The organism is Halanaerobium congolense (assembly GCF_004366375.1).
Taxonomy (GTDB): Bacteria; Bacillota; Halanaerobiia; order Halanaerobiales; family Halanaerobiaceae; genus Halanaerobium; species Halanaerobium congolense.
Genome location: NZ_SOEF01000035.1, coordinates 19,758 through 28,934, shown reverse-complemented (window position 1 = coordinate 28,934; position 9,177 = coordinate 19,758). Strand labels below are relative to the sequence as shown.

Sequence of the window (9,177 nt, the reverse complement as noted above, 5' to 3'; positions counted from 1 at the left end):
GATGACAGCATTGAGCATTTAACAAATAATGATCGTGTAAACGTTCTGATTATTGATGATACAACCTTTGAGCGTTCAAGATCCAAAAAAGTTGAACTGCTTGCCAAAATATATGATCATGCCAAAAAACAGTATAAATATGGCTTTAGGCTGCTAAAAAAGCAGCTATTCCAGCATCTCATGTACTTTTTGATACCTGGTTTTGTTCTCCATCTTCTCTGATTACTATCAAAAATATTGGCTATGACGTAATAGCAATGGCTAAAAAGACCTCTAAAGTGCATTATCTTTACAATGGTGAAATGCAGCCCTTAACAAAGATTTTCAGAGAAAACAGAAAACGTCGTGGTAGATCTCGTTATCTGTTATCAGTGGAAGTAACTATAGTTAAGGATGAACAATCTATCCCTGCCCGCATTGTCTATGTTCGCAACCGTAACAAACGAAATGAATATCTTGCTCTAATCAGTACTGACATGAAGCTAACTGAAGAAGAAATTATCCGGATTTACGGCAAACGCTGGGAGATAGAAGTATTTTTTAAGGTTTGCAAGTCGTATCTAAAACTGAGTAAAGAATGTAGAACACTATCATATGATGCCATGACAGCTCATGTAGCGATTGTCTTTACCAGATACATGTTACTATCAGTAGAAAACAGAAAATATTCAGATGACAGAACACTTGGGGAAATGTTTTATCTTCTGATTGATGAAATGGCAGATATCACCTGGATTCAGGACATACATATGCTGATGGAAGTTTTTATTACTACAATTAAAGACAAATTATCATTAACTTCAAAACAGCTGGATCAGCTTTTAGAAGCATTTATCATGGCACTTCCAGAAAACTTAGTAGAACATCTACCAATATCTGCCTAAAACAGTGAAAATCATATTACTTTAATTCTGCTAAATATTGAAATTTCAAGGTGCAAAAAGGTTATTTATGTGCGAAGTTTGAGTTATATATTTAAAATTTTTCAATAATTTTCCCAAACTACCACCTTCTCAGAGATTATTTTTCCTTTATTATACCATACAAACAAAAAAAGACAGCCCTAGAATTCAGAACTGCCTTTAATATTTGGCACTTGGCACTAGAAAAAGATTTAGATCCTAGTACTTCAAAATATATAATTATTTATGTCTCTTTTTAAGTTCTTCTCTTATCTGGTCAGGCTCGATTCCTCTTGCAGCCAGTAAAACCAGCATATGATAAACTAAATCGGCTGTTTCATAAACCAATTCTTGATCGGGATCATTTTTAGAAGCAATAATAACCTCAGCTGATTCTTCACCAACTTTCTTTAAAATTTTATCAATACCCTCTTCAAAAAGATAAGTGGTATAAGAACCTTCTGGCATTTCTTCTTTTCGACTTAAAATTAATTGATAAAGAGAATCTACTACTTTTTCTGCCTCAAATTCTGCCTCGATCTTCTGAGCCTCCTGCTGCATTTTCATCATTTCTTCAGCTTTGACCTCAGTTTCTTCTGCAATTTTACGATAAAAGCAGGAAGTCTTACCTGTATGACAGGCTGGTCCAGCTGGCTCAACCAAAAATAAAATTGTATCCTGATCACAGTCATAATAAATTTCTTTAATTTCCTGAGTATTACCTGAGGTCTCACCTTTATGCCATAATACCTGGCGAGAGCGGCTGTAAAAAACTGTTTCACCCTTTTCTAAACTCAAGTTAAGTGACTCTTCATTAACATAAGCTACCATCAGCACATCTTTAGTCTGATAATCTTGAACAATAGCAGGCATTAATCCCTGCTCATTATATTTGAAATCAATCTCTTCTATTTTTTCAATTACTTCTAACACTCAACCACCTATCCTTTCTACATTAAAATATTTAAACTCTATTTAAATCTAAATTTCTATAAGCACTTAATCTTTATTTTCTTTTTTCAATTCTAACCGGTATTTCTGCTTTCACCAGCTCAGATTTGACATCCCTAATAGCAATTTCTCCAAAGTGAAAAATGGAAGCTGCTAATGCTGCATCGGCTCCTGTTTTCTTAAATACATCAATAAAATGCTGAATACTGCCGGCACCACCGGAAGCAATCACTGGAATATTAACTGCATCTGTCACAGCTTTTAACATTTCCAGATCAAAACCATCTTTGGTTCCATCAGAATTAATGCTGGTCAGCAAAATTTCTCCTGCTCCCAGCTTTTCCAGTTCTTTGACCCATTCAATTAAATCAATTCCAGTTTCTTTACTGCCTCCGTGAACAAAAATTTCCCAGCCCGCACCAGAATCTCTTTTAGCTGCATCAACAGCTCCGACAATGCACTGTGAACCAAATTTAAGTGCACCTTCGCGAACCAGATCTGGATTTTTGACTGCAGCCGAATTTATTGAAACCTTATCCGCTCCTGCTCTTAAAATAAACTGCATATCTTCTACTGTTCTGATTCCACCACCAACTGTCAGCGGAATAAAAACTTGGGCCGCAACCTTTTCAACCAACTTAGCTAGTGTTTTACGCTTTTCCTTGGTTGCGGTAATATCTAGAAAAACAAGCTCATCTGCACCTAAGTCGTTATATTCTTTAGCAGACTCTACCGGATCACCAGCATCTCTTAACTCAACAAAATTTACACCTTTAACCACCCTGCCGTCTTTGATATCCAAACAGGGGATAATTCTTTTTTTAAGCATTTTTTTCACCCAGCTTTGTTAAAACTTCTTCTAAATCTACTTTATTCTGATAAATAGCCTGGCCTGTAATTGCTCCATAAAAATCTGCTGCTGCTAAATCATATAAATCCTGATTGGAGCTGATTCCACCTGAAGCAATTATATTTAAACTAGTTTCTTTTTTTAATTTTTTTAAACCTACAAAATCTGGTCCACTGAGCATACCGTCACGACCTATATCAGTATATAATATATATCTGACCCCCAGAGCTTCCATTTCTTTGGCAAAAGCAAGCATATCTTTTTCACTTGCTTCCAGCCAACCTGAAGTTGCAACTTTACCATCTCGAGCATCTATGCTTACTAAAATACTTTCTGCTCCAAATTCTTCAATTATTTCTGATAGAGTATTAGGATCCTTAACTGCCAAAGTGCCAATAATTGCTCTTTTTACTCCTAGCTCAAGCAGGTGTTTGACATCCTCTTTTTTGCGGATTCCGCCACCGGTCTGAATCTTGAGCTCAGTCTCTGCTGCAATTTTTTTGATTACATTAAAATTTTTGCTTTTACCTGCAGAAGCACCATCTAAATCAACTAAATGAAGCCACTCTGCTCCTTTAGCTGCAAAGTCCTCTGCAATCTGAAGTGGATTCTGGCTGTAAACAGTTTTGCGATCAAAATCTCCCTGCTTCAGCCTGACCACCTCTCCTGCCTTTAGATCAATTGCCGGTAATACTATCATCTATAACAGCTCCCTAAAATTCTCTAAAAGTTTAATTCCATTATCTCCGCTTTTTTCAGGATGAAACTGAAAAGCGATAACATTATCTTTTTTAATAACTGCTGGAACAGTAGTTCCATATCCAACTGTGGCCAGCACCTCATCTGTAACTTCAGCTAACTGATAGGAATGAACAAAATAAAAATGAGGATTTTCGGGCAGGCCATTAAATAATGGATCATTTTTAATTATTTCCAGCTGATTCCAGCCCATATGTGGAATCTTATAGTCCGTCTCCATTTTGATAACATTTCCTTTGAGCAGACTCAGACCAGCTGTTTTTTGATCTTCAAACCCCCACTCAAATAAGAGCTGCATTCCCAGACAGACCCCTAAAAATGGTCTACCTGTGACTACAAATTTTTCTATAAAATCAACAAAATTATTTTCTTTTAATCTTTTCATTGCGCCCGGAAAAGCACCTACACCGGGTAAAACCAGACCTGCATATTTATCTAGATCTGCATTTTTTCCTTCTTCTAAAATAACTGTTTCTTCCCCCACAAATTCAAGAGCCTTTTGAATGCTTTTTAAATTTCCGGCTCCATAATCTATAATAGCAATCATTTAAAGCACACCCTTTGTGGAAGGTATTTTATCTGATTCTATTTTAACTGCCAATTTTAGTGCTCTAGCTAGAGCTTTGAAAACAGCCTCAATCTGATGGTGGCAGTTTTCCCCGTGCAGTATCTCTAAATGAAGTGTAATCCCTGCATTAAAAGCAAAGGCCCGCATGAATTCAACTACCATTTCCGAAGGGAAATCTCCAACTATTTCTCTTGTAAATGGAAGCTCAGTATATAAATATGGACGGCCGCTGATATCAACAACTGCCCTCACCAGTGTTTCATCGAGCGGAACTAGAGCACTGCTGAAACGAGCAATTCCTTTTTTGTTGCCAAGAGCCTTAGCAAAAGCTGTACCTAAAGCAATACCTGTATCTTCTATACTGTGGTGAGTATCAATATGGATATCTCCTTTAACAGAAAGCTCCAGATCAATATTACCGTGCCGGGCAATCTGTTCCAGCATATGATCAAAAAATCCAATTCCAGTTTTAATTTCACTCCTACCTTCTCCATCTAAGTTTACACTTGCAATAATTTCCGTTTCCTTTGTTTTACGCTGCTCTACTGCTACTCGATCTCTACTCATTATAAACCACTCCTAATTTTGCTCTTTAAATTCTGCAAAAGCTTCTAAGACAGCCTCATTTTCTTCTTGACTGCCGACAGTAATTCTAATTGCTGCCGGCTCAGTATCATAAGATCTGATCTTAATTTTTCGCTGATTCAAAATCTTTTTGAATTCGAAAGTCTTTTCACCTTCTATGTAAATAAAATTAGCCATCGAAGGATAAAGCTGCCAGTTTTGATACTGATTCAAATTTTGATAAAGCTTCTGCCGTTCTTTTTTAATAAATTCAATTCTTTCTTTTATAATATCATCATTATCGAGTATTAAACAAGCCAGCAGATCAGTTAAAGAGTTTAAATTATATGGTTTTAATACTTTTTTTAACTCTTCAACTAAAACTTGATTCCCATACAAATAACCAAAACGAATACCGGCCAGCCCAAAAGCCTTAGAGAAAGTTCTAGTCACTGCTAAATTAGGGTAGTCTTTGATATCAGGCATTAGATCAATCTCACTAAAATCTGCATAGGCCTCATCTACTATCACTGGTCCAGCAAAATAATCAGCTAGCTTTAAAATCAGCTCACGTTCAATGATTTCTCCAGTCGGATTATTTGGAGAACAGAGAAAAATTAGTTTGGGTTTCAATTTATCTATTTTAGCTTTAAGTTTCTTAAAATTAAATTCTTCATCTAATGAAATTTCTTCATATTGACCACCGTTTAATTTAGTAAAATATTTATACATCGAAAAAGTTGGAGCTTGTGAAAGTACTAAATCTCCGGGTTCAACAAAAGTTCTGATCAGCATATCAAGAATTTCATCTGAACCATTACCTGCTATAACTTCTTTGGTGCTTACATCTTTATCCAGCTCTCGGCTTAAATAATCAGCCAGAGTTTGATGCAGGCATTCCGAATAGATTTCTGGATAGCGATTTATATCATACTGATCAAATTTTTTCTTAAATCTTGTTTTAATCTCTTGAGGCAGATCAAAGGGAGATTCATTACCTGAGAGATTTATTTCAACCTCAAAATTTTCTTCTTCTCCATAGTAAGGAGAAATCGCTTTAACTTCTGGCCGCAGCAGCTCTTTTAAGTTTTGCTCTTTTTTATTCAAATTATTACTGCTCATAATTTCCTCCTTTAGTTTTTAACACTTTTGCAACAAAAATCTTTTTTTAAATCAGCTATTTTTTTCTAATCATTTATTTTTGTTTTCTAATCCTAACTGAATTTGCATGAGCGTCAAGTCCTTCTCCTTCTGCTAGACAAATCACATCATTACTTGCTTCTTTAAGTGCCGCTTTACTGTAGTGAATAAAGCCTGAGTACTTAACAAAATCTCGCACAGATAGTGGTGAAAAAAATCTAGCTGTAGAATTAGTAGGCAGTACGTGGTTTGGACCAGCATAATAATCACCTATTGGTTCAGGAGTATATTCTCCTAAAAAGATTGAGCCTGCATTTTCTACTGCCGGCAGCAGCTCAAATGGATTTTTAACTGCCAATTCCAAATGTTCAGGTGCAACTAAATTAATCATTTCCATTGCTGCTTCCGGATTTTTAACTTCAATCATCAAACCAAAATTTTCCAGGGATTCTTTGATAATTTCTTTATTACTCATCTTTTCAATTTGCTTTTCTAGTTCTGCTTCTACTTTTTCAATCAGCTCCGGTGCATCTGTAACCAAAATTGAAGATGCCAGTGGGTCATGTTCAGCCTGACTCATTAAATCAGCTGCTATGTAAGCTGGATTGGATTCTTTTTCTGCCATAATCATAATTTCACTAGGACCAGCAATCATATCTATTTTCACTTGTCCAAAAACCAATTCCTTAGCCATTGAAACATAAATATTACCAGGGCCAACAATAATATCAACACCTGGAATTGTTTCTGTTCCATAGGCAGCTGCAGCTACTGCCTGTGCTCCACCGACCTTAAAGATTCTATCAGCACCTGCAATTTCTGCCGCTGCTAAAATCACCGGACTTACCTTACCCTCTTTGTCAGGAGGAGTAAACATTATAATTTCTTCAACCCCGGCTACTTTAGCTGGAATAACAGTCATTAAAACAGAAGATGGATAGGCTGCCCTGCCTCCCGGTACATAAACTCCTGCTTTTTTAAGCGGCCTACAGACCTGACCGGTAATAATTCCAGGCTTTTTCTGCTTCTGCCAGGATTTATCCTTTTGTTCAGCATGAAATTCTTCTATATTAGCAGCTGCATTTTTTAAAGCTTCTATAAAATCAGCATCAACTTCTTTTAAAGCAGCTCTAATTTCTATCTCAGTTACTTCTAGTTCTGAAGCTTCAAATTCAATGCCATCAAAACGAGCTGTATAATCTAAAACTGCCTGATCTCCACTTTCTCTTACCCTCTTAAGTATATCTGCGGCAACATCTCTATATTTCGCTAAGTTATCACCGGATCGACTATCTAGTAATTCTTTAACTTGTTCAACATTTTTTCGGCCATCTTTGATTCTTTTAATCTTAAGCATTATTACCATCTCCATTAACTACTTTATCTAAAGCTTCAATAATAATTTCAATTTCTTTTTGTCTTGTTTTCATACTTACTTTATTCACAATCAAACGTGCAGATAAATCTCTAATACTCTCATAAACAACAAGTCCATTCTCTTTTAAGGTTCTGCCTGTTTCTACAATATCTAAAATAGTATCAGCAAGTCCGGTCAATGGAGCCAGTTCAATTGATCCATTTAGTTTAATTATTTCTACTGGTTCACCTTTATTTCTGAAATACCGACGAGTGAAATCAGGATATTTAGTCGCAACTTTTCTCTCCAGTAAGCTATCTTTCCGATCTGGTAGTCCTGCTAATGCAAATTCACAGACTCCATATTTTAAATCTAAAACCTCATAAAGATCACGATTTTCTTCTAATAATGTATCTTTACCTACTATTCCTAAATCAGCTGTACCATATTCTACATAAATTGGTACATCCGCTGGTTTTACAAGTATAATCTCTAGTTTTTCACTTTCTATTTCAAAAATCAATTTGCGTGATTTTAGCATTTTCTCAGGTAAATCATAATCAGCCTGGCGGAAGAGCTTAACTGCTTCTTTAGCCAGTCTTCCTTTAGCCATGGCAATACAGAGATTATCCATTATTCCCACTCCTCTATTTTATTTAAAATAAGATACTCCAATGCTTCCTTCTTATTTTTTTGAATTATAGCTTCTTCTCCATTATTTTTTCTTAATTCTAATTCATCAACTTTTAGGTAAATCTTATAATCCACCTGCTGAAAATCTATATATTCTCTATCAGCCCTATTATATACTTCTGCTACAAAGCCAATATTTCTTAAATCTTCTGCAAGTTCATAAGCAAGTTTAAAATCTTTTTCTTTTTCAAAGGAAATCAAAAACCTTTTTTGTGATTTTTCATTGAAATTATCGGTTTTATTTAGATAATCAAGAAGGTTTTCTATTTCTAAGGCAAAACCAACTGCTGGTTCTTCAACTCCAAATTTTTCTGTTAAGTTATCATAACGACCTCCACTGGCAAGCAAATTACTATAGCCTTTTGCATAACCTTTAAATATAAGGCCTGTATAATAGCCATGACGAGAAATCAACATCGGATCAAAAGTGACATGTTTAAGAGTGTTAAAAATTTCTAATCTATTAAATAATTCTTCCAATTTCTTTAAAGCTTCCTTTGTATCTCTTGATAAAGGCATATTTTTTAATTCTTTAACAACTGCTTTAGGATCACCAAATAATGAAGGCAATCTCAACAATACTTGTTCTGCATTTTTAGTAAGCTCAATATCGTTAATATAATTTTTTATTCCAATTTTATTTTTGGCAGCCAACAGCTGTCTCAAATCTCTTTTTTCGTTTTCCTCAATTTCTAAGTCTGTAAATATTTCATTTATTAAATCAGCATGACCTATATCAATCATTGGTTTTTCTACTCCGACTTTTTTCATTGTTTTGATTAGAAGTAAAATCATTTCTAAATCAGATTCCAAACTTGCTGAACCAATCAGTTCAACTCCAGCTTGAGTTTTTTCTTTAAGGCTTAAGCTTTGAGAGTTTTTAGATTGAAAAGCTGAACTTAAGTAAGAAAATTTTAATGGACGTGGACTATCCTGAAAACGACTTGCCGCCAACCTAGCAATTGGCATTGTCAAATCAGGTCTTAAAACTAAAATTTGTCCTTTATCATCAACCACTTTAAACATTTCACTTTTATCAACCAGACCCTCAACATCTGCATATAACTCTAAAGACTCAAGAGTCGGAGTAATTACTTCTCGATAGGCATTTGCTTCAAAAACCTCTCTAATTACTTTGTAAATAGTTCTTCTCTTTCTTAACTCTGCTGGTAAAATATCTCTGACACCTTCTACAAATGCATTCATCTATGTTGCCTCCCGTTTATTATTTTAGTTCTTTACCGTATTAAAGTAATAAAATGTTGTATTAATTATAATTATATTTTTGTCAGCTGTCAAGTTATTTAAACAATTTCTTGTGATATCTTAATTTTAACACTATTTAACAAAAAAAAAGATGAAACTAAATTCTGATCTGATAAATTAAATCATT

General features: G+C 34.9%; 9 protein-coding genes and 1 pseudogene. 1 reads left to right on the top strand and 9 read right to left on the bottom strand.

Annotation, left to right across the window (positions count from 1 at the left end):
* Window positions 1-884: pseudogene (locus C7954_RS11370) on the top strand (IS4 family transposase); the annotation flags it as partial.
* A 258-nt stretch (window positions 885-1,142) separates the two neighbouring features.
* On the opposite strand, the gene hisIE reads toward C7954_RS11370, so the two are convergent.
* The 9 genes from hisIE to hisZ form a co-directional block, all read right to left on the bottom strand.
* Window positions 1,143-1,835 (bottom strand): bifunctional phosphoribosyl-AMP cyclohydrolase/phosphoribosyl-ATP diphosphatase HisIE, encoded by a 693-nt coding sequence (gene hisIE / locus C7954_RS11365; RefSeq protein ID WP_073160726.1) that lies wholly within the window; start codon window positions 1,833-1,835, stop codon window positions 1,143-1,145.
* Between the two features lie 73 nt (window positions 1,836-1,908).
* Window positions 1,909-2,682, bottom strand: a complete 774-nt coding sequence (gene hisF / locus C7954_RS11360; RefSeq protein WP_073160725.1) for an imidazole glycerol phosphate synthase subunit HisF — start codon at window positions 2,680-2,682, stop codon at window positions 1,909-1,911.
* The gene (hisA, locus tag C7954_RS11355) at window positions 2,675-3,403 is read right to left on the bottom strand and encodes a 1-(5-phosphoribosyl)-5-[(5-phosphoribosylamino)methylideneamino]imidazole-4-carboxamide isomerase (RefSeq protein WP_073160723.1); all 729 of its coding nucleotides are present in this window, start codon (window positions 3,401-3,403) and stop codon (window positions 2,675-2,677) included. Before hisA ends, hisF begins: the two co-directional genes overlap by 8 nt.
* Window positions 3,404-4,009 (bottom strand): imidazole glycerol phosphate synthase subunit HisH, encoded by a 606-nt coding sequence (hisH, locus tag C7954_RS11350; RefSeq protein WP_073160721.1) that lies wholly within the window; start codon window positions 4,007-4,009, stop codon window positions 3,404-3,406.
* Entirely contained in the window at window positions 4,010-4,597 is a 588-nt protein-coding gene (hisB, locus tag C7954_RS11345) for an imidazoleglycerol-phosphate dehydratase HisB (RefSeq protein WP_073160719.1), read from the bottom strand.
* 12 nt (window positions 4,598-4,609) lie between these two features.
* Entirely contained in the window at window positions 4,610-5,716 is a 1,107-nt protein-coding gene (hisC, locus tag C7954_RS11340) for a histidinol-phosphate transaminase (protein ID WP_073160717.1), read from the bottom strand.
* Between the two features lie 73 nt (window positions 5,717-5,789).
* On the bottom strand, window positions 5,790-7,091 hold the full coding sequence (gene hisD, locus C7954_RS11335) for a histidinol dehydrogenase (RefSeq protein WP_089655398.1): 1,302 nt from the start codon (window positions 7,089-7,091) through the stop codon (window positions 5,790-5,792).
* A complete protein-coding gene (gene hisG / locus C7954_RS11330; RefSeq protein ID WP_081374634.1) occupies window positions 7,084-7,725 on the bottom strand; it encodes an ATP phosphoribosyltransferase in 642 nt (213 codons plus the stop codon). The genes hisD and hisG overlap by 8 nt, the downstream gene beginning before the upstream one ends.
* Complete coding sequence (gene hisZ, locus C7954_RS11325; RefSeq protein ID WP_073160713.1) at window positions 7,725-8,990, bottom strand: ATP phosphoribosyltransferase regulatory subunit; 1,266 nt, start codon at window positions 8,988-8,990, stop codon at window positions 7,725-7,727. The genes hisG and hisZ overlap by 1 nt, the downstream gene beginning before the upstream one ends.
* Window positions 8,991-9,177 lie beyond the last annotated feature (187 nt).

Coding starts and splice junctions, on each gene's coding strand:
- hisC (WP_073160717.1), bottom strand. CDS start 5,716: ATGAGCAGTAATAATTTGAATAAAAAAGAGCAAAACTTAAAAGAGCTG.
- hisZ (WP_073160713.1), bottom strand. CDS start 8,990: ATGAATGCATTTGTAGAAGGTGTCAGAGATATTTTACCAGCAGAGTTA.
- hisG (WP_081374634.1), bottom strand. CDS start 7,725: ATGGATAATCTCTGTATTGCCATGGCTAAAGGAAGACTGGCTAAAGAA.
- hisH (WP_073160721.1), bottom strand. CDS start 4,009: ATGATTGCTATTATAGATTATGGAGCCGGAAATTTAAAAAGCATTCAA.
- hisA (WP_073160723.1), bottom strand. CDS start 3,403: ATGATAGTATTACCGGCAATTGATCTAAAGGCAGGAGAGGTGGTCAGG.
- hisF (WP_073160725.1), bottom strand. CDS start 2,682: ATGCTTAAAAAAAGAATTATCCCCTGTTTGGATATCAAAGACGGCAGG.
- hisD (WP_089655398.1), bottom strand. CDS start 7,091: ATGCTTAAGATTAAAAGAATCAAAGATGGCCGAAAAAATGTTGAACAA.
- hisB (WP_073160719.1), bottom strand. CDS start 4,597: ATGAGTAGAGATCGAGTAGCAGTAGAGCAGCGTAAAACAAAGGAAACG.